This is a genomic window from Nocardiopsis sp. NPDC006198 (assembly GCF_040613895.1).
GTDB classification, from domain to species: domain Bacteria; phylum Actinomycetota; class Actinomycetes; order Streptosporangiales; family Streptosporangiaceae; genus Nocardiopsis; species Nocardiopsis tropica.
In genome coordinates, this window is sequence record NZ_JBEXSY010000007.1 from 34,684 (window position 1) to 57,294 (window position 22,611).

19 protein-coding genes are annotated in these 22,611 nt (G+C 71.7%); 5 read left to right on the forward strand and 14 right to left on the reverse strand.

All coding sequences use genetic code 11. The features are described 5' to 3' along the window. Nucleotides 1-49: 49 nt before the first annotated feature. A complete protein-coding gene (locus tag ABZ234_RS07020; protein WP_267947205.1) occupies nt 50-154 on the reverse strand; it encodes a SapB/AmfS family lantipeptide in 105 nt (34 codons plus the stop codon). 647 nt (nt 155-801) lie between these two features. On the opposite strand from ABZ234_RS07020, the gene ABZ234_RS07025 reads away from it, so the two are divergent. Further along, on the forward strand, nt 802-1,359 hold the full coding sequence (locus ABZ234_RS07025) for a hypothetical protein (protein WP_267947206.1): 558 nt from the start codon (nt 802-804) through the stop codon (nt 1,357-1,359). Nucleotides 1,360-1,401: 42 nt separating this feature from the next. Further along, nucleotides 1,402-1,686: a hypothetical protein gene (locus ABZ234_RS07030; RefSeq protein WP_267947207.1), complete on the forward strand. Its 285-nt coding sequence runs from the start codon at nt 1,402-1,404 to the stop codon at nt 1,684-1,686. Between the two features lie 157 nt (nt 1,687-1,843). Here ABZ234_RS07030 and ABZ234_RS07035 read toward each other — a convergent pair whose 3' ends face one another. The 4 genes from ABZ234_RS07035 to ABZ234_RS07050 form a co-directional block, all read right to left on the reverse strand. Beyond that, nucleotides 1,844-3,130: an activator-dependent family glycosyltransferase gene (locus tag ABZ234_RS07035; RefSeq protein WP_267947208.1), complete on the reverse strand. Its 1,287-nt coding sequence runs from the start codon at nt 3,128-3,130 to the stop codon at nt 1,844-1,846. A gap of 53 nt (nt 3,131-3,183) precedes the next feature. Continuing rightward, on the reverse strand, nt 3,184-4,560 hold the full coding sequence (locus tag ABZ234_RS07040; RefSeq protein WP_355011358.1) for an NDP-hexose 2,3-dehydratase family protein: 1,377 nt from the start codon (nt 4,558-4,560) through the stop codon (nt 3,184-3,186). Then, complete coding sequence (locus ABZ234_RS07045; RefSeq protein ID WP_267947210.1) at nt 4,557-5,669, reverse strand: DegT/DnrJ/EryC1/StrS family aminotransferase; 1,113 nt, start codon at nt 5,667-5,669, stop codon at nt 4,557-4,559. The genes ABZ234_RS07040 and ABZ234_RS07045 overlap by 4 nt, the downstream gene beginning before the upstream one ends. 178 nt (nt 5,670-5,847) lie before the next feature. Beyond that, complete coding sequence (locus tag ABZ234_RS07050; RefSeq protein ID WP_267947211.1) at nt 5,848-6,489, reverse strand: LmbU family transcriptional regulator; 642 nt, start codon at nt 6,487-6,489, stop codon at nt 5,848-5,850. 627 nt (nt 6,490-7,116) lie between these two features. Here ABZ234_RS07050 and ABZ234_RS07055 point away from each other — a divergent pair. Beyond that, a complete protein-coding gene (locus tag ABZ234_RS07055; protein ID WP_355011359.1) occupies nt 7,117-8,406 on the forward strand; it encodes an activator-dependent family glycosyltransferase in 1,290 nt (429 codons plus the stop codon). Here ABZ234_RS07055 and ABZ234_RS07060 read toward each other — a convergent pair. The 3 genes from ABZ234_RS07060 to ABZ234_RS07070 form a co-directional block, all read right to left on the reverse strand. Continuing rightward, nucleotides 8,393-9,619: a class I SAM-dependent methyltransferase gene (locus tag ABZ234_RS07060; protein ID WP_267947213.1), complete on the reverse strand. Its 1,227-nt coding sequence runs from the start codon at nt 9,617-9,619 to the stop codon at nt 8,393-8,395. The genes ABZ234_RS07055 and ABZ234_RS07060 overlap by 14 nt on opposite strands. Nucleotides 9,620-9,715: 96 nt before the next feature. Continuing rightward, nucleotides 9,716-10,702 (reverse strand): NAD-dependent epimerase/dehydratase family protein, encoded by a 987-nt coding sequence (locus tag ABZ234_RS07065; protein ID WP_355011360.1) that lies wholly within the window; start codon nt 10,700-10,702, stop codon nt 9,716-9,718. A gap of 5 nt (nt 10,703-10,707) precedes the next feature. Next, nucleotides 10,708-12,060, reverse strand: coding sequence for a nucleotide sugar dehydrogenase (locus ABZ234_RS07070; protein WP_267947215.1), 1,353 nt, complete (start codon nt 12,058-12,060; stop codon nt 10,708-10,710). 412 nt (nt 12,061-12,472) lie between these two features. On the opposite strand from ABZ234_RS07070, the gene ABZ234_RS07075 reads away from it, so the two are divergent. Beyond that, the gene (locus ABZ234_RS07075) at nt 12,473-13,726 is read left to right on the forward strand and encodes an activator-dependent family glycosyltransferase (RefSeq protein WP_355011439.1); all 1,254 of its coding nucleotides are present in this window, start codon (nt 12,473-12,475) and stop codon (nt 13,724-13,726) included. Nucleotides 13,727-13,849: 123 nt separating this feature from the next. Here the strand turns inward: ABZ234_RS07075 and ABZ234_RS07080 are convergent, their stop codons facing one another. Further along, complete coding sequence (locus ABZ234_RS07080) at nt 13,850-15,127, reverse strand: activator-dependent family glycosyltransferase (protein ID WP_355011361.1); 1,278 nt, start codon at nt 15,125-15,127, stop codon at nt 13,850-13,852. Nucleotides 15,128-15,473: 346 nt separating this feature from the next. Here ABZ234_RS07080 and ABZ234_RS07085 point away from each other — a divergent pair, with 346 nt between their 5' ends. Next, entirely contained in the window at nt 15,474-16,460 is a 987-nt protein-coding gene (locus ABZ234_RS07085; RefSeq protein WP_267947217.1) for an aldo/keto reductase, read from the forward strand. Nucleotides 16,461-16,565: 105 nt separating this feature from the next. Here the strand turns inward: ABZ234_RS07085 and ABZ234_RS07090 are convergent, their stop codons facing one another. From ABZ234_RS07090 to rfbA, 5 genes are all read right to left on the reverse strand, one after another. Then, nucleotides 16,566-17,606 (reverse strand): ketoacyl-ACP synthase III family protein, encoded by a 1,041-nt coding sequence (locus tag ABZ234_RS07090; protein ID WP_267947218.1) that lies wholly within the window; start codon nt 17,604-17,606, stop codon nt 16,566-16,568. 131 nt (nt 17,607-17,737) lie between these two features. After that, the gene (locus ABZ234_RS07095) at nt 17,738-19,237 is read right to left on the reverse strand and encodes an aromatic amino acid ammonia-lyase (RefSeq protein WP_344181788.1); all 1,500 of its coding nucleotides are present in this window, start codon (nt 19,235-19,237) and stop codon (nt 17,738-17,740) included. Next, on the reverse strand, nt 19,234-20,346 hold the full coding sequence (locus ABZ234_RS07100) for a class I adenylate-forming enzyme family protein (protein WP_355011362.1): 1,113 nt from the start codon (nt 20,344-20,346) through the stop codon (nt 19,234-19,236). The genes ABZ234_RS07095 and ABZ234_RS07100 overlap by 4 nt, the downstream gene beginning before the upstream one ends. A 122-nt stretch (nt 20,347-20,468) precedes the next feature. After that, a complete protein-coding gene (gene rfbB, locus ABZ234_RS07105) occupies nt 20,469-21,467 on the reverse strand; it encodes a dTDP-glucose 4,6-dehydratase (RefSeq protein ID WP_267947221.1) in 999 nt (332 codons plus the stop codon). After that, nucleotides 21,464-22,360, reverse strand: coding sequence for a glucose-1-phosphate thymidylyltransferase RfbA (gene rfbA / locus ABZ234_RS07110; RefSeq protein ID WP_355011440.1), 897 nt, complete (start codon nt 22,358-22,360; stop codon nt 21,464-21,466). The genes rfbB and rfbA overlap by 4 nt, the downstream gene beginning before the upstream one ends. Nucleotides 22,361-22,611: the final 251 nt, after the last annotated feature.

The following is a 22,611-nucleotide window of genomic DNA, read 5'->3' on the forward strand; positions in this document are numbered from 1 at the left end:
CGGTGGCGGACCCCCTACCGGGGGCCGTCACCGCCCGGGGGGGACGACGTCAGCTGCAGCTCACGAGGCTGAGGCCGCTGTTGAGGAGGACGCCTTCCTCCAGGAGGGACTCCGACTCGAGGACCTGCAGGTCGAGAACTTCGCTCACGGCCATTTTTTCACCTTTCAGGAGAAAGGAATCCCGGCCGGGGCCTCGGAACAAACCGTGACCCCGCCGCGACTCCGTCCGACCTTTGTGGCCAGGACTGCATCACGATAACAGCGCACTCGCCGGGAATCTGTGCCGATTTACCCGGGGGCGATTCCTCCGAGCCGCCCATTCCCCGCACGGCGCCGGTTCCGCCAATGACCCCCGCAGTCGCCGGCAAGCCCGGCGGGAGCCCTCTCCTCCCCGGCGCCGGCCTGGACGGAGGGCCTGCCCGGCCGACGCCGCCGCGGTGTGCCGCCGGTCCTTCCGGCGCCGCTCCCCCGGCCTCCCGGACGCAGGACGGCCCGGACCGCAAGGGCGACGGATGCCTGGTGAACCGGGCCTTGCCGGCCCCTCCGCCCGGCACGCCCCGGGGCCGTCCCGCAGGGCGGGACGCCACCGCGGACGCCCCGTGCCGAGGCCCGGGGCGTCCGGTCCGGAAACGGGACGGAAAGGGCGACTAAGGTACGTGGACCGAGCCCGCGTGTCCCGCTGGCGGGACACGCGGCGAGCGCCCCGTCACCCTTTGCCCCCGGGTTCCGGGAATGGGTTTTCCCCACCGTGCGCCGGGAAGGGCGCCGACGCGAACCGATAAAGAGTCGAGGTAGGAGAGCGTGACAGAAAAACCCGTGGAAACGCGCAGGATCCGGTTGTCCCCCACCCGGAGCCTGGAAACGGAGGGCGTCGTCCGGGCCCTGGCCGAGAAGGGCGTCGGGGAATTCCCCGGAATGGAGGACCTGGTCCGGCCGCTCCCCCGCGACACGGCGGACGTCACGGAGCAGTTCTTCGCCGTCTCCCCGGCCGACGGTACCGTCCTGGGGTTCTGCTCGCTGTCCCGTCTGGACACCGAGAGGCGGTGGATCCAGGTGGACGTGGTCGTGGACGAGGGGTCGAACGCGGTCGGCATCGCCCTGGAGGCGACCGTGCTGACCGTGGACCGCGCGTTCAGGGCCTGGCCGGTGGACGAGGTGCGCTTCTGGTCCGCCGGGGACAGGGCCACCGGCCTGCGGAACCACCCGACCATGGTCATGGAGGAGAACCCTCCCGCGGCCGGCCTTCCGCGCTCCCCCGGCTTGGAGGACGCCTCGCACTTCGTCATCCAGCGCGCGCGCTGGGAGCGCTACGGCGCCAAGTTCGTCCAGCGGCTCTCCCAGGCGCCGAGCAGCAACTGAGAGCGCCCGCCCCCACCACCCCAGAGAAGAGGTTCGGCACCGATGGCCGCAGTTGACCGGAACGAGATCCTGGCCCAGATCAAGGTCCAGGCGATGACCGTCCTGATGTTCACGTCGAACGAGCCCCAGTTCGACCTCCCCGAGCCCTCGCAGATGAGCGACCTGGACTCGTTCTCGATCGTGCAGCTGGTCCTGGCCCTGGAGGACGTCTACAACGTGTCCGTCCTGGAGGACATGTCGGAGTTCTCCGGTGAGAGCTTCGAGGACCTGACCCAGTTCATCGCGGAGCGGATCCAGGAGCAGGCGGTGGCGCCGAAGCAGGTGTGACCGCAGCGGGGCGCGGGCGGACGGGGGTTCTCCGTCCGCCCGTCCTCCGTGTGGGGGCGCGTCCCGCTCGCGCGGGCGCCGGGGAGACCGCGGACACCGTCACCTGAGCCCCTGGAATCACGTGGACCCCGGCAGGACCACCGGTCCCGTCGACGCCTCAGTTTCCCCGGCGCCGGGCCGCCAGGTCCTCCAGGACGGGCACGAGGTCGGCGGGGCTCGGCATCTCCCGGGACTTCTCCGACAGGCGCCGGGCGCCCTCGGCGAAGCGGGGCTCGTCCAGCAGCCGCCCCACCTGGCGGGTGACCTCCTTGCCCGTGAGGTCCGTGCCCTCCAGCGTCAGACCGCCCTCCAGCTCCGTGACGTTGGCGGCGAGCAGCGACTCGTCGAACGCGTACTGGGCCATGGCGAACTCGGGGAGGATCAGCTGCGGGACGCCGTGGGCGACCGCGGTGCAGAAGGTCCCCGCTCCCCCGTGGTGGACCACGGCGGAGCAGCGGGGCATGAGGGCGTGCAGGGGGACGTGCTCCACCACGCGGACGTTGCCGGGGATGCTCCCGAGGCCGGCGGTCTGCTCCGCCGAGAGCGTGGCGACGACCTCCACGTCCAGTTCGGCGATCGCCTCCAGGAGTTCGCCCAGGGGCAGGCGGTACCGGTCGTCGAACCTCTCCGGCGTCCCGGAGCCGAGGGTCAGGCAGACCCTCCGGCGCCGTCCCGGGGCGCGCAGCCAGTCGGGCACCACCGCGGTGCCGTTGTAGGGGACGTATCTGAGGGGGATGTGGCGCGTCCCCGGGGCGGGCGGCAGCCGCAGCCCCGCGGGATAGGGGTCCAGGGTCGCCTGGCCGGAGACCAGCTCCTCCGAGAAGTCGGTTCCCACACGCTCGGCACAACTCTGCAGCCACTCCGCGAGGGGGTCCTCGCGGTCGCCGGCGGGTAGCTCGGCCAGACGGCCCAGGAACCGGCTCCGCGTGCGGGAGAAGACGTCCAGCCCCCACAGCACCCGGGCGTGCGCGGCCCCCGAGGCGCGGGCGGCGACGGGGGCCGCGAAGGTGGTCGGCTCCCACAGGACGAGGTCCGGACGCCACCAGCGGCAGAAGTCGGTCAGGTCGTCGAGCATCGGCGCGCTGACCGGGTGCCACCAGAGGCGCACGAACTCGCGGTACCCCTCCGACAGGTACTCCAGCCCCTCTGCCTCCGCGTCGCTCCTGGCCATGTCGAAGCCCGCGGTGTCCCCGAAGCCCAGGCCCTTCAGCGTGACCAGCAGCTGGTGGAACAGGTGGTCGCGGCCCACGGAGACCGCGGGCAGCCCGGTGCGCGCGATGGTCGGGACCAGCGCCGGCTGGCTGGCCGCCCGCACCTCGTGCCCGGCCGCCCGCAGAGCCCACGCCTGGGGGATCAGGCCCAGCAGGTGGGTCTTCTCCGCCTGGCTGACGATCAGGACGCGCATGGCTGTGGACCCCTTGGTGCGGAAGTGTCGAACGGGTGGGCGCCGCCCGCGGCTCAGGTCAGGGAGTGCAGGCAGACCAGGAGGGTTCTCGCCTCGATGTTGAGGTAGTGGCTGTGCCGCACCAGCCGCATGAGCTGGGAGGCGGTCACCCACAGGAAGTCCGGCGGCGCCTCGACGGGCAGAGCGGGGTCCGCCTCGACGATGCGGTACCTGGTCTGGGCGTGGTGGAAGCGGCCCCCCTCCTCCGAGAGCAGCGCGTCGTAGCGCACCCGGTGGGCCGGCGGCGAGACCGTCTCGTCGGCGAAGGGCTCGGGGCGCCCGAGCGCCGCGGCGGAGGCCGAGTACTGCACGGTGGGCGTGATCTCCACCCGGTCGAGGGTGCCGGGTTCGGCGCGGGCGCGGACCAGGACGTGGAGGACACCGTCGATCTCGCGCACCAGGAAGGCGGCGAACCCGTTCCGGGTCGGCGCCAGCAGGGGTTGGACCCAGGAGGAGACCTCGCGGATGCGGGCCTCGACGGAGACCATGATGATCCTGAACCCGGCGCCGTCGCCGGCGGTGATCTCGTCGTCGGTCCGGTGCCAGCCCTCGGCGCCGGAGAGCGGCAGGATCTGCGACCGGTAGTCGACGACCGTCTTCTCCTCGGTGAACCAGCTGACGACCGCGGTCATCGTGTGCCGGGACTCCTCACCGTAGGAGCGCCGGAGCGCCCGGCCGAAGCGGTCGTCCGGTTCCGGCTGTCCGTCCCGGGTCACGGGGAGGCAGGACAGCACGGTCCGGGCGTCCATGTTGACCAGGTTGTCCCGGCGCAGCGCGTCCTGGATCTGGCGCAGCGTGAACCACCGGTAGTCCTCGTGCTCGGGGACGTCCCCGTCCACCTGGACGATGATGTTCCGGTTGTGCTTGCGCCAGAACCACTCGCCCTGCTCGGACTGGAGGACGTCCACGAGCACCCGCCCGCCGCGCGGGGCGCGGAAGTACTCCACGTAGGGGGTGGGACGGCCGCCGTGAACCCCCGTGTAGTTGCTGCGCGTGGCCTGCACGGTCGGGGAGATCTGGCGGAGGTTGACGTTGCCGGGCTCGAACTTGGCCTGCATCAGGAAGTGGGGCACCCCGTCGAACTCCTTGACGAGGATGCCCAGGATGCCGATCTCCGGCTGGTCGATGACCGGCTGGTGGAAGGTGGTCCCCCCGGCGGAGGCCCGCAGGCCCCGGACCGAGAAGAAGCCCCCGCTGGCGTGGACGAGGTCGCCTGTCCCCTCGGCGAAGGACCAGGGTCCGCCGCGGTCGAAGCCGACCCGCCCGACGGAGAGCATCCGGTGCCGCGGCCTGCTCTCCCACCACCGGGCCAGATCGGCGTCGGACTCCAGGGGCGCTTCCGGGTCCGGCGCCGCGAGCGGGAACCGGACCTCGTCGGCCGCGTGGGTCACAGCCTGGCCAGGGTCTTGGTCAGCGCCTCGATGATCCGCCGCTGCTCCTCGCGCGGCAGGGAGGGGTACATCGGCAGCGAGAAGATCTCGCCGGCCAGCTGCTCGGTCACCGGCAGACTGCCCTTCTCGTAGCCGAGGTGGGAGAAGCCGGACATCGTGTGGACGGGCCAGGGGTAGCTGATGTTGAGGGCGATGTCGTGCGCCTTCATCTCCTCGATGATCCGGTCGCGCTCGGGGTGGCGGACCACGTAGAGGTAGTAGGCGTGCTCGTTGCCGGGCGCGGTCGCGGGCAGGACCAGGTCCGTGTCGGCGAGCGCCTCGTCGTAGATCCGCGCGACCTCCCTGCGGCCCGCGACGTACTCGTCCAGGCGGCCGAGCTTGCGGCGCAGGATCTCGGCGTGCACCTCGTCCAGCCTGCTGTTCTGGCCGTTGGGGGTGACGACGTAGTAGCGCTCCTGGTCCATGCCGTAGTAGCGCAGGCGCCGCAGGCTGGCGTCGACCTCGGGGTCGGAGGTGATGGTGGCGCCCGCGTGGCCGTAGGCCCCCAGGATCTTCGTGGGGTAGAAGGAGAACGCCGCGGCGTGGCCCATGGATCCGGCGACCCGCCCGTGGTGGGTGGCGCCGTGCGCCTGGGCGCAGTCCTCCAGCACGACGAGCCCGTGCTCGGCGGCGAGGGCCTCCAGCGGGGCCATGTCCACACACTGGCCGTAGAGGTGGACCGGCAGGAGGCAGCGGGTGCGCTCGGTGATGGCGGCGGCGACCTGGTCGGTCCGCATCAGGTAGGTGTCCGGGTCGATGTCGACGAAGACGGGCTTGGCGCCCACCAGGTCGATGGCCAGGACCGTGGGGGCCGCCGTGTTCGACACGGTGATCACCTCGTCGCCCGCGCCCACCCCGAGGGCGCGCAGGCCGAGGACGATCGCGTTGGTGCCGTTGTCGACGCCGGCGCAGTGCGCGACCCCGTGGTACTCGGCGAACTCCTGCTCGAAGGCGACGAGGGAGGGGCCCCAGATGAGCTTCCCCGACTTGAACACGGTGTCCACCGCGTCGAGGATGTCCTCTCTCTCCTTCTCGTACTCCTCCAGGTATCCCCAGACATAGGTCGTCATGTGTTCCTCCGTTTTCAGGTCTTCCACGGCCGAAAGAACCGGGAACCCGGGTCGTGGGCACAAGGTGTCGCCCCGCGCGTACGGCGGGCGAACCGCCGGCAGGTGCGGTGGGGAGGGGGGTCCCGACCGGGGCGAGGTACATACATAGCAGAGGGGGAGCAGGTTCAGAGCTCCCGGATCAACCGACCTCGACCATTTTCTTGGCCGCCATGTCCAACGTCGCCGAAGCCCACTCCGGAAGGCTCATACCTGAGCTCTCCGCTGCTTCCTGCCATTGTTTCCGGCGTTCGGGGTTAATGGCCACCTGAACATACATCGTCTCCGGCACCGCGTCCTCGCCCCGGGCGTGGAGCTTGATCCGGCGGCGGAGTTCGTTTCGGGACCAGCGGCCGGCCTCCGCCTCGGAGAGCCACTTCTCCTGTTCGTTCTCGGGCAGCCCGCACACCTCTGCGTGGTGCTGGAAGCTCAGCTTCTCCCGTCGGCGGCCGGGGATGAACTTCCGGGCGACCCACGCGTAGTTGCGCAGGGTCTGGTAGTCCAGGGAGGTGTTCTCTATGGCCTGTTTGTACCGGTGGGGGTAGTTCTCCTGGCCGTAGATCAACCAGTCCCCCAGCCACCAGGCGGAGGCGTCGGAGATGACGAAGATGTGCTGTCCCCAGCGCTCCCAGTCGCCCATGGCCATGCCGTCGGGAAGGTGGAGGCTCGTGCGCCGGGTCGGGTTCCTGCTCCCCGTCCGCCGGCCGGCGAGGTCCACGGCGGGCCGGTGCTCGACCCCGCCCCGGGACTTCGTCCTTCCGTTCGTGTGACCCGGATTCGTCATAGTTTCCATGTGGTCCCCTCATCGACCCTCCCGCTCGGCAAGAGAAATCAACGCTCGGATCAGGATCATTCTCCCGTAGGGAAAATTGGGCTGACATCGGTAAGAGGGCTCACTGCGGGGGATTTTCGAACCGCGGAGGCAAAAGCTCGTAGAAGCGGCGAAAACAGGATTGCAGAAAGCACGCATGAAATGGAGAGCTGTCGGCGCGGAGACACCGACCCCTCGACAGGGGACTCAGCGGGCGCAGCGCGTTTGCATTACCCTGAACCAGACCAAAGCGGTCGACAACAAGGCCTGAACCTGAGTACCCCCTCGGTTGAATTCATGCTTGAAACAACCCTGCACACCGCCGCCGATACATCCACCGGCATGGCCGCGGACACAGCGTATGAGATAGACAAGCGAGCAGCAACCCCCAAATAATAGACACCTTGAGCAATAATTTGTTCACGGTGCGTCACGCAAGTGGGACCAGATTCCTTTTCTTTGGCCGAAACTTCTCCCGCCGATTCGCCGCCGGACCGCCGGCGCATAAGGCATTGCAAGGGAAGCGGACGCGCGTCCTCGACAAAAATAGCCGCCCGGATTAGATTCCCCTACCCTTCCCGAGAACAGCGAGGATTGCCGATGCGTATCTTGTTCACAACGTTCTCCGAGAAGGCTCACTTCATCGGAATGGTGCCCCTCGCGTGGGCTCTGCGCGCGGCCGGGCACGAGGTGCGCGTCGCCAGCCAGCCCGAACTGGCCCCCACCGTGGCGGCGACGGGCCTGCCCTTCGTCGGCGTGGGCACGGACCACCTGCTTCCCCAGGTCATCAGCTGGGTGGGGCGGATGGGGGAGGACATGCGGCCGGACTTCGACATGATGGGCGTGGCCGCCGCGGAGCCGCCGTCGTGGGAGGCGCTCCGGGCGGGGTACCGCGACGTGCTCGTCCCCCTGTGGTGGAAGGTCGTCAACGACCCGATGCTGGACGACCTGGTGTCGTTCTGCCGCGCATGGAGGCCCGACCTGGTCGTCTGGGAACCCCTGACCTTCGCCGGGGCGATCGCGGCACAGGCGTGCGGTGCCCCCCACGCGCGGTTCCTGTGGAGCCTGGACCTGTTCGCCGCCATGCGGGTGCAGTACCTGGAGCGCATGGGCGAGCGGCCCGGGGCCGACCGCGACGACCCCCTCCGCGCCTGGCTGGAGAACCGCGCCGCCCGCTACGGCGTCGGCTTCTCCGAGGACCTCGTCCGGGGGCGGGCCACCCTCGACCCCGTCCCCGACTCCCTGGGCGTCCCCGTGCCCACCGGCACCCGTCGGCTCCCCCTGCGCTACGTCCCCTACAACGGCAGGGCCGTGGTCCCCGACTGGCTGCGCACCCCGCCGGCGCGGCCCCGCGTCGCGCTCAGCCTCGGCATCACGGCCACACGGCGCCTGGGCGGCCACACCGTGGACGTGGGCACCCTCCTGGAGGGGCTGGCCGACCTGGACGTGGAGGTCGTCGCCACGCTGTCGGCGCCGGAGCAGGCCAAACTCGGCGCCGTGCCGCCCAACGCGCGCCTGGTCGAGTACGTGCCGCTGCACGCCCTCGCCCCCGCCTGCGACGCCATGATCACCCACGGTGGCGCGGGCACGGTCCTGACGGGCCTGGCCCACGGGGTGCCCCAGGCCGCGGTGCCGCACCACATGTACGACGAGCCGCTCCTGGCCTCGCTGGTGGCCGCGCAGGGGGCGGGGGTGGTCGTGGACCCGGCACGGGTCTCTCCGGACACGGTCCGTGAGAGTGTGCTGCGCCTGCTCGGCGATCCCGCCCACGCGGGGGCGGCGGGGCGGCTGCGCGAGGAGATGGCCGCCATGCCCTCCCCCGCCGACGTCGCCCGGGACCTGGCCGGCGCGGCGGGAGAGGGCGCTGGGCCGGCCCTCACTCGATCCTGACGTCCGGGACGTACTGGATCCAGCGGCCCCCGGCCTCGCGGAAGCCGACCTCCTTGGCCATGATCTCCTCGGCGTGGTTCCACGCCAGCAGGAGCGCGTAGTCGGGGTAGGAGGCCGTGAAGGCCTCGTGTCCGAGGACCCTGACGCCGGAGCCGGGGGTGAGGCGCCCCTGCTTGGCGGGCGTCGTGTCGCAGACGAACTCCAGGAGTTCGGCGTCGATCCCGCAGAAGTTGAGCACCGTCGCGCTCTTGGCGGTGGCGCCGTAGCCCACCACGCGCCTGCCCTGGTCGCGGAGGGAGCGCAGCTCCTTCGTCAGGCTCTCGCAGTTCCCCCTGACCCGGTCGCCGAAGGAGCGCAGCGCCTCCGGCGAGGTCAGGTCCCGCTCCTCCTCCTCGGCCAGGATCGCGGACACGGCCCGCGAGGGGGTGCGGGCGCCCTCCTTGGCCAGCGTGTAGCGCAGCTCCCCGCCGTGGGTGGGCAGGCGCTCGACGTCGACCAGGTCCAGCCCGAACCGCCGGGCCATGTTGCGCACGGAGGTGGCGGTGAACAGGAAGAAGTGCTCGTCGTAGAACTGGTCGAAGGACGCCTTCGCGCTGACGTCGCCGAAGTAGGGGTCCTCGAAGACGAACACCCCGTCGGGGGCCAGCAGCTCCCCGATCCCCTCCAGGACCGAGTCCACGTACGGGATGTGGCAGAACGTGTTGGCGGCGTAGACGACGTCGGCGGGGCCGTCCTCCTCGCGGACGCGCAGCGCGGTCTCCTTCTCGAAGAACGCGTTGCGCACGCGGACGCCCTTGGAGCGGGCGACCTCGGAGACGGCTCCGGACGGCTCCATCCCGAGGTGGCGCACCCCGGCCCGGGCCACGGTCTCCAGCATGACGCCGTCGTTGCAGCCCAGCTCGACCACGAAGGGGTCGGGCCCGGTCAGGTGCTCGGCGAGCAGCTTCTCCGCGGTGGCCTCGAAGTGGGCGCGCATGACGGTGGAGCCGGAGGAGTAGTAGGGGTAGCCCTCGTGGAACATGCGCTCCCTGGGCACCTCCTCCATCAACTGCACCATCTGACAGTCCGGACAGGCGCCGACGGCCAGGCGGTAGAAGAACTCCTCGCCGGTGTCGTCGGGCTCGCGGAAGGCGTCCGACAGCGGCTGGCGGCCGAAGTCCATGAACTCGGTGACCGTTCCTCGGCAGACACGGCACGTGGTGGTGGGGACCAACCTGAACTCCTCGCGGGCGTCGTGGGACGGGCGCGCCGGGGGTCGGCGGCCCGGGATCGTCGGGCGGCCGGTGGTCGGCCGCCCGACGGGCGGGGGTCAGTCCGTGGTGTTCTCCTGCTGTTCGAGCCACCACGGGCTCTCCTCGGCCCACTCGATGGTGCGGGCCACCCCCTCCCGCAGGGAGGTGGTGCTCTTCCACCCCAGGAGGGAGAGGATCTTCCCGGCGTCGGGGATGCGCCGGTCGAGGTCCTGGTAGGAGTCGCCGAACCTGTCCCGGGTGTCGATCGACGTGAGGCCGACGCGCCCCCCGGTGAGCTCCACGACGAGGTCGACCGCCTCGCGGATCGTGACCTCGTCCGAGCTGCCGACGTTGAAGCACTCCCCGTCCGCCTCGGGCCGGGTGCCGATCTCGACGGTGGCGTCGACGGCGTCGTCGATGTAGGTGAAGCTCCGGGTCTGGCTGCCCTCGTCGTAGACGATCGGGGGCTCCCCGCGCAGCGCCCGGTGGACGCTGCGGCTGATGAGGAAGGCCGGGCGCTGGCGCGGCCCGTAGAGGTTGAAGTAGCGGACGATGGAGGCGTTGAGGCCCCGCTCCCGCATGTAGCCGAACGTCAGGTGCTCGGCCAGCGCCTTGCTGGAGGAGTAGCTCCACCGGTTGGCCGACGTCGTCCCGAGGATCCGGTCGGCGTCCTCCTTCCAGGGGACGTCCGGGTTCTTGCCGAACACCTCGCTGGTGCTGGCGAAGACCACCTTGGCCCCGACCCGCTGGGCCCGGTCGAGCACGTTGCGGGTCCCCGTGAAGTTGACGTCGATGACGTCGAGGGGGGATTCCAGGTAGCGGTCCACCCCCACGACGGCGGCGAGGTGGTACACCACGTCCACCCCGCTCGTGATGGCCTCGGCGAGCTGGTCCGCGGAGCTGACACTGCCCCGGACGTACTCGACCTCGGTCCAGGAGGGCGCGGGTTTGGGCCGCGCCCCCTTCGAGTCGAAGACGACGACCTCGTCCCCCCTGCGCAGGAGGCGGTCGACGAGGTGGCTTCCGACGAAGCCGTTTCCCCCGGTCACTACGGCACGCGCCACGGCGTCTACCGTCCTATCCCTCGGTAGGTGAATCCGAGCCCCGTGAGGGACTCGACGGTCTGCTCGTCGAAGTGGGCCCGGCCGTCCAGGAACAGGCATCCCGGGGCGGTGAGCGCGCGGAGCGCGGCCATGTCCAGTTCGGCGAACTCATCGTGCCACGCGAGAACCGCGAGGCAGTCGGCACCGGACGCCGCCCCTTCCACGCCGGACGAGGGCTCCACGCCGAACTCCTTGCGGATCTCGTCGGGGTCCGCGAGCGGGTCGAAGAGCGCCACGTCGGCCCCGGCCTCGCGGAGCGCGGAGACCACGGGCAGGGTGGGGGTCGACCTCAGGTCGCCGGTGTTGTTCTTGAAGGACAGCCCCAGCACGGCCACCCGCGACCGGTCGGCGGGGGTGCCCAGGGCGGCGAGGCCGTCCACGATGAGCCCGGCGACGTAGCCGGGCATCGCCTCGTTGGCCTCGCGCGCGGTGACCACGGTGCTGAGGTCGACCCCCCGTTCCCGGGCGGAGCGCCAGAGCATCCAGGGGTCCTTGGTCAGGCAGGAGCCGCCCACGCCGACGCCCGGTGAGAGGACGTTGATGTTCCCCTTCCCCTTGGGCACCTCGTTGGTCGCCGCGATGACCTCCATGGCGTCCACCCCGATGGCCGCGCAGTAGCGCGCGAGCTCGTTGGCCAGGGCGATGTTGTGGTCGATCCACCAGTTGTTGAGGAGTTTCACCGTCTCGGCGGCCTCGATGGAGGAGCAGGGGACGGTCTCGACGCCGAGCCCGGCCCGCCAGAACCGCTCGGCCGCGGCTCCGGACCGCTCGTCCCAGCCGCCGACGACCACGGGGAGCCGGCGGATCTCGGCCAGCGCGCTGCCCTGGGAGAGGCGTTCGGGGCAGAAGGCCAGCCCGAAGTCCTCGCCGCAGGTCAGGCCCCCGCCCTCCAGCAGCGGTGCGACGAGGGCGCGGGTCGTGCCCGGGGGGACCGTGCTCTTGAAGATGACGACCTGTCCGGCCCGCAGGTGCAGCCCGATCTCGGTCGCGGCGCTCTCGACCTGCGTCTCGACGAGCGTGCCGTCCTCCTGGACCGGGGTGCCGACGGCGATCACGACCACGTCCGTATCGGAGATCGCGGCGAAGTCGGTGGTGACGCGCAGGCGGCCGGACCCCCGGCCCTTGGCCACCAGTTCGGGCAGCCCCGGCTCCTTGAGACGGCAGCGGCCCGCCTCCATCTCCTCGATCAGGGAGGCGTCGACGTCGACGCCGACGACGTCCACCCCGTTGTCGGCCAGGCTGACGGCGACGCACGATCCCACGTATCCCAGGCCGACGACCGAGACGGTGATGTCCTCCCGATCCAGCAGGAAACGCATATGAGCTCCATTCGACTCTCACCCCGGCGGCACAGGGAAAACAGGTCCCGAGGGATCTTGACGAGAAAGGATCGGTCCAGTATCCGGCCATTCACCTGTCCGGCGGATCGGCCGGTGCCTGGGAATCTACTTCATGCGCGCGGGGCGCACGGGGCAGCACCGGGGAAGTCCTCGTCGGAGGCGGGGCGAACGACTTCCCTACAATCTCCCTTGCCGAAGATAAATGAGGCCCCGGCCGGTTCAGGTGGGCAATGATATGCGCGCGGAAGCAACTCTTGGCAAACCCGGTCGCGTGCCGATTGGTTCGGCCGCCGGGAAAGAATACGCCGCGGCCGGGGCGGACCCGCGGCGCCGGGGGCCTCCCGGCCCGCTCCCGCGGCCGGCGGACGACACAGGGACGGAGGCGATGGCCGTGCGCGTGCTGATCGCGACGCAGGCGGAGAGAACCCACTTCCTGGGGATGGTGCCCCTGGCGTGGGCCCTGCGGGCCGCGGGGCACGAGGTGCGGGTGGCGAGCCAGCCCGCGCTGGGGCCGACGGTGGCGGCGACGGGTCTGCCCTTCGTCCCCGTGGGGCGGGACCACCTCCTGCGCCGGGTCATGCGCCAGTACCACGCGATGACGGGCGGGGAGGAGGACGAGTTCGACATGGCGGAGGACCGGGACGAGGTCCTCACCTGGGAGTACCTGCTGGAGGGCTACCGCCTGATGGTCCCGTGGTGGTGGCGGATGGTGAACGACCCCATGGAGCAGGACCTGGTGGCGCTGTGCCGGGAGTGGAGGCCCGACCTGGTCGTCTGGGAGCCCATCACCTTCTCCGGAGCGATCGCGGCGCAGGCGTGCGGGGCGGCCCACGTGCGCTACCTGTGGGGCGCCGACATCTTCGCCCGCACCCGCCGCCGCTTCCTCGCGCGGATGGCCGAGCAGCCCCCGGCCGAGCGAGAAGACCCCCTGGCCGCCTGGCTGGGCGCCCGCGCCGCCCGCCACGGCGTCGAGTACTCCGAGACCCTGGTCCACGGACAGGCCACCATCGAACAGATCCCCGCCTCCCTCAGGGTCCCCACCCCCCACGACCTCACCTACCTGCCCATGCGCTACGTCCCCTACAACGGCAGGGCCGTGATCCCCCACTGGCTGCGCACCCCACCCGAGCGCCCCCGCATCGCCCTCACCCTCGGCACCAGCGCGGCCGAGTGGTACGGGGAGCACCAGCTCTCGCCCAAGGACGCGCTGGAGGGGCTGGCCGACCTGGACGCGGAGGTCGTCGCGACTCTTCCCGCCCACGAACAGGACGCCCTCGGCCCCGTCCCCGCCAACACCCGCCTGACCGAGTACGTGCCCCTGCACGCACTCGCCCCCACCTGCGACGCGATGATCACCCACGGCGGACCCGGCACCGTCCTGACCGCCCTCACCGGCGGCACCCCCCAGCTCATGGCCCCCAACGTCAACATGTTCGACACCGTGCTGCTGTCGGGCCGGGTGCGGGACCGGGGCGCCGCCCTCGTCCTGGACCCCGACCGGGTCACCCCCGACGCCGTGGCCGCCGGGATACGCGCACTCCTGGACGACCCCCGCCACACCCGGGCCGCCGACGCCCTGCGCCAGGAGATGGCCGCCATGCCCACACCCGCCGACCTCGCCCACACCCTCACCGACCGGCGCTGACCGGCGCCGACCCCGCACCGAACCCCGGTCCACGGGGCACCGCGCGGGTCGCGCGAGGCCGGACGGGGCCGGGGCTCCTCCGGCGTGCGGCGGGGCGCCCCCGAACCGCCGGCGGCGCCCCGCTCAGGTCGGCCCCAGGGACCCCTCCCGCACCAGGTCGGCCAGGACGCGCGCCGTCTCGGCGGGGGAGGGCATGGCGGCCATCTCCTCGCGCAGCAGCCCCGCCGCCGCGGCGTGCCGGGGGTCCTCGACCAGGCGGCGCGCGGTGTCCCGCAGGCTCACGGCCCCGGCGTCCTCCGGCAGCACCACCAGCCCCGCCCCCTGGCGCTCCACCAGCCGCGACAGCAGGGGCGCGTCCAGCCGGGGCCCGGGCACGAGCAGTTGGGGCACCCCGTGGGACAGCCCCGAGCACAGGGTGCCGGGTCCGGAGTGCGTGATCATGGCCGCGCAGGTCGGCGCCAGGACGTGCAGGGGCGCGTAGCCCACCAGCCGCACGTTGTCGGGGAGCGGGCCGAGCCCGGCCTCCTCCTCCGGCGGCAGGGTCGCGACGATCTCCGCGTCCAGCTCCCCCAGCCCCCGCAGGACCTCGCCCAGCGAGAACGTGTGCCCCCCGAACCACTCGGTCGTGCTGCTTCCCACGCTCAGCGCGATGCGGGGGCGTTCGGGCGGGGTGCGCAGCCAGTCGGGGACCACGGCCCTGCCGTTGTAGGGGACGTAGCGCAGGGGGAGGCGCCGGGCGCCGGTGGGCGCGGACAGGGTCAGGGAGTCGGGGAGGTAGTCCAGGGTGGCCTGTCCCCGGACGAGGTCCTCGGAGAACTCCACCCCGTAGCGGGCGGCGCGGTTCTCCAGCCAGGCGCGGACGGGGTCGTCGCGGTCGGCCTCGGGCTGCTCGCCCATGCGCTCCAGGTACTGCACCCGCATGGCGGCGAACAGGTCCAGGCTCCACAGGAACCGCGCGTGGGGCGCACCGCACGCCTGCGCCGCGATCGCCCCCGCGAACGTGGTCGCCTCCCACACCACCAGGTCGGGCTTCCATGCGCGGCAGAACGACACCAGGTCGTCCAGCATCGGGTCGTTGACCATCCGCCACCACCAGGCCGCCGTGTCCCGCGCGCCCCACCGCAGCTCGTCCCACGACAGGTCGTCGTCCCAGGCCTCGCCGACGTCGAACAGCCCCGGGGCCTCTCCCTCACCCCACTGGGTCACCACCTCGAAGTGCTTCTTCAGGAGGTGGTCGCGTCCGACCGCGACCGCGGACAGCCCCGCCCGGGCCAGGAACCCCGTCAGTTCCGGCTGGCTGGCGACGCGGACCTCGTGTCCGGCGGCGCGCAGTGCCCACGCGAGGGACACCATGCCGATGAAGTGCGTCTTCTCCGCGTAGGAGGCGAGCAGTACACGCAAGGGGGCATCTCCGGACAGGAGCCGGAACCGCCGGAGGGCCGGTTCCGGGAGGGGCGGGCGGTGGGGTGCGGCGCGGCGGCGGGAGCAGGGGCTCCGGGCACGGCGGGACGCGGTTGTCGCGGGGTACGGTGCCCTTCGTCCGCGGGCGCCGGGGCTGCCTCTCCGCCGCCGGATCGCGAGCATAGCGGCGCGGGGTCCGCCCGGACGTGGAAGTCTTCTCCACGAGGCCCTTTCCGGATCCTTCCGGAGCGATAACGGCGGCATCCGGCGGCCGGCGCACCCGCACGAGTTCCGTTCGACCCCGAGTCCAGCTTTCTCTGCGAGACACCATGAAACAGGGGAGAGAATGCAGTACACACGCCTTGGCCGTACCGCGCTGGAGGTCAGCCGCCTCTGCCTGGGAACGCTGAATTTCGGCGTGAACACTCCGCGGGACGAGAGTTTCGCGATGATGGACAGCGCGCTCGAACACGGCGTCAACTTCTTCGACACCGCCAACCACTACGGGTGGCAGGTGCACAAGGGAATGACCGAGGAACTCATCGGCGAATGGTTCGACAAGGGCGAGGGGCGCCGCGACCGTTCCATTGTGGCGACCAAGGTCTTCAACCCCATGAGCGACTGGCCCAACGACCGCGGCCTCTCGGCCCGCCACATCATCGCTTCGTGCGAGGAGTCGCTGCGCAGGCTGCGCACGGACTGGATCGACCTCTTCCAGATGCACCACGTGGACCGCAACGCGCCGTGGGAGGAGGTCTGGCAGGCGATGGAGATCCTCGTCCACCAGGGCAAGGTGCGCTACGTGGGCTCCTCCAACTTCGCGGGCTGGCACCTGGCCTCCGCCCAGGAGGCCGCGAACCGGCGCAACTTCCTCGGCCTGGTCTCGGAGCAGTGCGCGTACAACCTGGTCACGCGCCACGTGGAGCTGGAGGTCCTGCCCGCGGCGGCGTCCTACGGCATCGGGATCCTGACCTGGTCGCCGCTGCACGGCGGCCTGCTGGGCGGCGCCATCCGCAAGCTCCGCGAGGGCACCGCCGTCAAGACGGCCAAGAGCCGGGCGATGGAGGTGCTGCGCGAGCGCGGGGACACGATCGCCGCCTACGAGGACCTCTGCGACTCCGTGGGCCGCGACCCGGCCGAGCTGTCGATCGCGTGGGTGCTCTCCCGTCCGGGGGTCAACTCGACCATCGTCGGACCGCGCACCCTGGGCCAGCTCGACGGTGCGATCCGGGCCCTGGAGACGGGGATCGACGCGGAGACCGCCGAACGGATCGACGCCCTGTTCCCCCCGGTGGGCAAGGGCGGCCCCGCGCCCGAGGCCTGGTCGTGGTGAGACCGGGGGCCCGGCGGGCCCCCGGTCCCCCTCACGCGGTCGTCCGCCGGCCGGTCCTCCGGACGCGGGCTCCGGGGCCTGTCCGCGTCCGGCGCCTCCCGCGTCTCAGGAGCCGGGCGGGGCGTCGGCGATCCGCACCACGGCACAGGAGAGCGTGACCCCCGAGCCCAGCCCGCCCAGGACCACGTGGTCCCCGGGCCGGACGCCGCCCTCGTCCAGCAGGTGGCGCAGCCCGATGAAGGGGTCGGCGGCCCCGATGTGGCCGATGGTCCGGCCGTGGCTCCACGTCGACTTCTCCATGGGGAGCTTGAGGACGTCCATCCAGCGGTGCTCCACCGCTCCCGGGCCCAGGTTGCTGAAGGTGGCGCGGGCGATGTCGCCGAAGCCCACCCCGGCCTCCGCGAGGGTGCGGCCGACCAGCAGCATCATCTTCTGCTGGAGGGTGAACCAGGCGAGGTCCACCTCCGGGTCCTCCTCCCCCTTCTTGGTGAGGGCGCGCCCCCGGGCGCGAAGGTCCAGTGCGGTGCCGGTCGTGGCCGCCGGGGGGAACTCGGGCTCCCCCGCCCGGTGCAGCTCCTCCAGCTCGGGGACGACCATCGAGCCCACCGAGAGCACCCGGGCCAGGCCGGGGGCCCGCCCCAGGAGGACCGCGCAGGCGCCGTCTCCCATCACGAAGGCTCCCGAGCGCCACCTGTCGACGTTCGGGGTGCTGAAGTTGTCGGCCGCGACGAGGAGTGCGGTGGCGCTCTCCGGGGCGCCGCGCAGGTGCGGCTCGGTCAGCTCCATCGCGGTGAACAGGGCGTTGCACCCCTGGCGCAGCTCCCCCGCGATGACGTCGCCCCGGACGAGGTGGTGCTGGAGGTGGTACTGCGGGAACCAGACGTCGGGGCCCTGGTGCCAGATGTCCGTGTAGAGGAGGACGCGCGTGTCGTCGGGGTCGGCCCCCGCCTGGTCGTACGCCTCGCGGGCGCTGCGGAGCGCCATCTCCGGGGCGGGGAGCTCGCCCGCGACGGCGGCGCCGGCCATGTCGTGGACGGCCGCCTCCTCCGCCGTGGTGAGTCCCTCGGCCACGGCGGTCTCCACGCTCACCCGGGTCTCGGGGAGGTACACACCGAGGCCCCGGATCCATAGTTCTGGCGTCTGCAAGGCGAACCCTTCCCTGTGGGGTGCGACCTGGCGGTACGCCCCGTCTGACATGCGAACCCCCCGTCCGTGACGCGGACGGGGCGGGTGGGGCCGGGCGGGCGGCGGACGGTCGGCCCGCCGCGCGGCCGGTCTCAGGCGTCCCGGTGCACCCACTCGCCGGACCTGGCCCGGGCCTCCTCCGCGAGGGCGTCGCGCACGGCCCGCACCTCGGCGGCGAGGGGGCGGTCCCGGTCCAGCGGCGGGGACAGCTCCGCGATCCGGGCCCACAGCCCCGTCTCCCCGGTCCTGCCGGTGAGCGCGGCGAGCTGGGCCAGGCCCACGCCGAGCGAGCCGACGACCAGCCACGCCAGGTCCAGGGCCTGGGCCAGGGAGTTCGCGCCGTTGAGCGCCATGGGCACGTGGTCCTGGTTCCCGTTGTTGCAGGGCAGGGCGGTGAGGGTGGCGGGGGTCACGAGTTGGCGGATCCGCGAGACGAACGAGGTGGCGCTGACCTGGACCCCGGCCAGGCCGCTCCCCGCCCCGGGCCGGGGGGTGAGCATCGGCGGGAGTCCGCCGTTGGTGTCCGAGCCGCAGAGCAGGGACAGCTGCCGGTCGGCCATGTAGGCCACCTGCTGGAGGGCCAGGCCGAGCTGGTCCGAGCACAGGCCCACGGGCATCGCGTGGAAGTTGCCGCCGTGCAGGACCTCTCCCTCGCTGCTGACGGGGTTGTCGGTGGTCCCCACCGCCTCGCGCAGCAGGATGCGCTCCGCGGCGGCGAGCTGGTCGAGCACCGCGCCGAGGATCTGCGGCGCGCACCTGAGGCTGTAAGGCTCCTGGAGGGGCCTGGCCTCGTCGCGCTCGGCTCCGGCGGGGATGCCGGACCTGATCCACGCGGCGGCGGCGGCCTGGCCGTTCTGTCCGCGGGCCTCCGCGATCCCCGCCGCGTACGCCTGGGGGTTGGCCCCCAGCAGGTCCACCATCCGGGCGGTCATCAGCGCCGACGCGCGGACCACGTCCTCGACCTGGCGGTGGTTGTCGACGGTGACGGCGAGGCTGACCCCGCTGCCGTTGACGAAGGACAAAGCCTCGCGTGCGTTCCACCGGACCGGGGACGCGCCCAGGCGGCCCAGGGCCTCGGCGGCGGGTCTGCGCGACCAGGCGCCGGAGTCCTCGCGCACCCAGGCCTCGCCCTGGCCCGCGAACGCCAGAGCCGCGCTGGCCAGGGGCTGGAGGTCCCCGCTGGCGCTCACCGTGCCCTCACGCGGGATGACGGGGGTGAAACCGCGGTTCCACAGCCCGACGAGCTCCTGCCAGAAGTCGACCGACACCGCGGAGTAGCCGCGGCGCATGCTCGTGAGCCGGAGGGCGACCACGAGTCGGCTGACCTCGGGCGACAGCGGCTCCCCCTGCGCGCTGCCGAGGTGGGCGATGAGCCCGTCCCCCTGCTCGCCCGCGGACTCCGAGGCGGGGAAGGCCACGAGCGGGCCGAAGCCGCGCGTGACCCCGTAGACGTCGGCGCCGTCGGCCAGGTGCTTGGCCATGGTCGTGGCGCTGGCCTGCATCCGCGAGAGGTCGTCGTCGGTCCAGCCGATGCTCGCGTCCCACGCGGCCCGGCGGACGACCTCGGCCAGGCTGGTCGGCGTTGGCGTCATCTGTCCACTCCTTCGGGGCGGGCGCGCGCGGACTGCACGCGCCGAAGTTTGCCTGTCTCGGAGCGGTCGATCCGCTCCACCGTCCGCACGCTGCGGGGACGGTACTCGATCCGGTCGAGTGCCCTCCGGAGCTCCTCCGCGTCGGGGGTCCCGGCCGACGCCGGGACGATCAGGAGGTCGAAGTGCTCCCCGGTCAGCGGGTCGAGCACCGGGACGCACGCCAGGTCCTCGCAGTCGAGGACGTCGACCAGCCTCTCCTCCATGAGGTCGAGGTCCAGGCGCCGCCCGTTGACGTTGACGAGCCGGGTCCGGCGTCCCGCGAACCCGAAGGTCCGGTCGCCGAGCCGGACCACGTGGTCGTCCATCCGGCACTCCGCGACCGGGGACCCCGTCCCGGGCCGCGCGATGCGGGGGCTGCGGACCACCAGGGGGGCCTCCGTCCCGGGGCGGTCCGGGCCGTGCCCGAACTCGACGTCGGAGAACAGGTGCCACGGGGGGTTGTGGGGGTTCCACTCGCGGTGGGCGACGCCGCCGGTCTCCGTGGATCCGAAGATCTCGGTCAGGCTCGCGCGGTCGCCCGCCGCGGAGAGCAGGTCGTTCGCGCTGCGCGGGACCACCGCCGTGCTGTGGACGAACGCGAGGCGTTCGGCCGCGTCGGTCCAGTTCGTGCGGCCGAGGAGGATCCGGAAGGTCCAGGGGATCGCCATCACCGCCCAGCGGCGGTGGTCGGGGGGCGGCAGCTGGGCGAACTGGGGCACGTACCAGGCGGGCACGCCGAGGAGTGCGGGCACGAGCACGCTGGCGAGCATCCCGTAGAGGTGCCGCGGCGGCGCGAAGGACACGACCGCCTCGGGGCGGGCGTCCTCCAGCAGCGCGGCGAGCAGGCCCGCCTCCGACACGAGCTGCTCGCGGGTGCGGTGCCAGACGGTCGGACGGCCGGTGCTTCCCGAGGTGGTGAACGCCGTCTCGGGGGGCAGCAGGCGGCCGAGGACCTGTTCCGCGGGTTCGTCCAGCGCGTCCCAGCGCACCGTCCACGGCCGTTCCGAGAGTTCGGGCGCCGCGGGGAGCCGTGTGATGAGGTCGCCGGGGGAGAGCTCGTCAACCGACACGTGAGTCCTGATCCGATCGGGGGTCGGGTCCCGGGCGGGGGTCCGGGACGGGGGATACGGGTCCGTGCCGGCGTCGTCTGCTGTCCCGCCGGCGGGACGGGCGGGCCGGGCGCGGGGACGCCTCAGCCGCCGTCCTCCGCTTGGGAGAGGCGCTTCTTCAGCGGTTCCCACCACGCGCGGTTCTCCGTGTACCAGGCGACGGTGCGGGCCAACCCCTCCTCGAAGGAGACGGCGGGCCGGTAGCCCAGCCGCTCGGCGGCCTTGGTCCCGTCCACGGAGTAGCGGCGGTCGTGGCCCTTGCGGTCGGCGACGAAGCGGACCATCGAGGCGTCGTGCCCGAGCAGCTCCAGGAGCGCGTCGGTGACCTCCAGGTTCCGCTTCTCGACCGATCCGCCGATGTTGTAGACCTCGCCGGGCTCACCGTGCTCGGCCGCCAGGGCGAGGGCGTCGCAGTGGTCGTCCACGTGGACCCACTCGCGGACGTTGCCGCCGTCCCCGTAGACGGGCACCGGCGTCCCGTCCAGCAGGTTGGTCACGAAGAGCGGGATCATCTTCTCCGGGAACTGGAACGGCCCGTAGTTGTTGGCGCACCGGGTGACGCAGACCCGCATGCCGTAGGTCCGGTGGAAGGACCGCGCCAGGAGGTCGGAGGCGCTCTTGGAGGCCGAGTACGGGGAGTTGGGCTCCAGGGGGTCGGTCTCGACCCACGACCCCGAGCCGAGCGTCCCGTAGACCTCGTCCGTGGAGACCAGGACGAAGTTCTCCACGTTCTCGGCCAGGGCCGAGTCCAGCAGGTGGAAGGTGCCCATGACGTTGGTGCGGACGAAGCAGCCGGCGTCCGAGATCGAACGGTCCACGTGTGTCTCGGCGGCGCAGTGCACCACGAGGGACACCCCGCCCATGAGTTCGCGCACGAGCTGTTCGTCGCACACGTCACCCCGGACGAAGGTCAGGCGCGGGTCGTCGGCCACGGAGGCCAGGCTCTCCGTCGTGCCGGCGTAGGTCAGCTTGTCCAGGACCACGATCTCGGCGTCCGCGTACCGCGGATAGGAGCCGGCGAGGACACGTCTGACGAAATTGGAACCGATGAATCCGGCGCCACCGGTGACCAGGATCTTCATACACCCGCACCCTGCCACACCCCCGCCGCCCTGCGGGCGGCCTCCATGACGTACGCGCCATAGCGGGAATTGGGCATCTCTTCCCCGAGCCGATAGCACTCGTCCGCTCCGATGAAGCCCATGTGCAAGGCGATCTCCTCAAGACAGGCGACCCGGACACCGGTCCCCCGGGCCGTGGTGGAAACGTATCGGCTTCCCTCCAACAGGGATTCCTCGGTGCCGAGGTCGAGCCAGGTTATTTCGCTCCCCATGGTCACGAGTTCGGCCCGGCCCCTTTCCAGGTAGACGCGGTTGACATCGGTGATCTCCAGTTCGCCCCGCGCGGAGGGGACGATGCTCTCGGCGATGTCCACCACGTCCTGGTCGTAGAAGTAGAGGCCCGTGACCGCGCAGTCCGAGCGCGGGGCGGCCGGCTTCTCCTCCAGGCTCTCGAACCTGCCCATGTCCCCGAATCCCGCGACCGCGTACTGCCGGGGGTCGCTCACCCTGGATCCGAAGAGCGTGCACCCGGACGTCGAGGTCGCGGCCCGGTCGAGCAGTCCGCCGAAGCCCTCGCCGTGAAAGATGTTGTCCCCCAGGACGAGGGCGCTACGGCTCCCCCGGATGTGGTCCCGGCCGATGAGCAGCGCCTCGGCGATCCCCTTGGGCTCGGGCTGGGTCGCGTACCGGATCTCGATCCCCAGCGAACTCCCGGTGCCGAGCACCTGACGGATGAGGGGAAGGCTCTCGGGATTGGTGATCAGGAGGATCTCGCGGATTCCAGCCGTCATCAGCACGGAGATCGGGTAGTAGAACATCGGCTTGTCGTAAACCGGGAAAAGGTGTTTGGAAATACTTCGGGCAGCGGGAAACAGGCGGCTGCCAGTGCCACCCGCCAACACAATACCTTTCATGGTGACTCCCAGAGAGGTCCGAACATCGATATTGCCGGGCAAGTACGGCGCGAACATACCGCTGCGCTACGCCCACCGGCCTGGATCCAGCACCGGTGCTAGGCTCCCAGAACCTCTTCCGAAGGGATCGACACAACCGTACCGCCACGCCGGCTCGGAAGAGGAGAACAGGTTCGGAGTGCAACACCCGCAATGAACATGCAGCGGGCCGGGCTTGTCAAGGAGCGGTGTCGGCTTTCACCGATCGGACC

Bases quoted from the DNA above. Each gene is read 5' to 3' on its own strand.
- ABZ234_RS07020 (WP_267947205.1), bottom strand. From the start codon at position 154: ATGGCCGTGAGCGAAGTTCTCGACCTGCAGGTCCTCGAGTCGGAGTCC.
- ABZ234_RS07030 (WP_267947207.1), top strand. From the start codon at position 1,402: ATGGCCGCAGTTGACCGGAACGAGATCCTGGCCCAGATCAAGGTCCAG.
- ABZ234_RS07035 (WP_267947208.1), bottom strand. From the start codon at position 3,130: ATGCGCGTCCTGATCGTCAGCCAGGCGGAGAAGACCCACCTGCTGGGC.
- ABZ234_RS07045 (WP_267947210.1), bottom strand. From the start codon at position 5,669: ATGACGACCTATGTCTGGGGATACCTGGAGGAGTACGAGAAGGAGAGA.
- ABZ234_RS07050 (WP_267947211.1), bottom strand. From the start codon at position 6,489: ATGACGAATCCGGGTCACACGAACGGAAGGACGAAGTCCCGGGGCGGG.
- ABZ234_RS07055 (WP_355011359.1), top strand. From the start codon at position 7,117: ATGCGTATCTTGTTCACAACGTTCTCCGAGAAGGCTCACTTCATCGGA.
- ABZ234_RS07070 (WP_267947215.1), bottom strand. From the start codon at position 12,060: ATGCGTTTCCTGCTGGATCGGGAGGACATCACCGTCTCGGTCGTCGGC.
- ABZ234_RS07085 (WP_267947217.1), top strand. From the start codon at position 15,474: ATGCAGTACACACGCCTTGGCCGTACCGCGCTGGAGGTCAGCCGCCTC.
- ABZ234_RS07095 (WP_344181788.1), bottom strand. From the start codon at position 19,237: ATGACGCCAACGCCGACCAGCCTGGCCGAGGTCGTCCGCCGGGCCGCG.
- rfbB (WP_267947221.1), bottom strand. From the start codon at position 21,467: ATGAAGATCCTGGTCACCGGTGGCGCCGGATTCATCGGTTCCAATTTC.
- rfbA (WP_355011440.1), bottom strand. From the start codon at position 22,360: ATGAAAGGTATTGTGTTGGCGGGTGGCACTGGCAGCCGCCTGTTTCCC.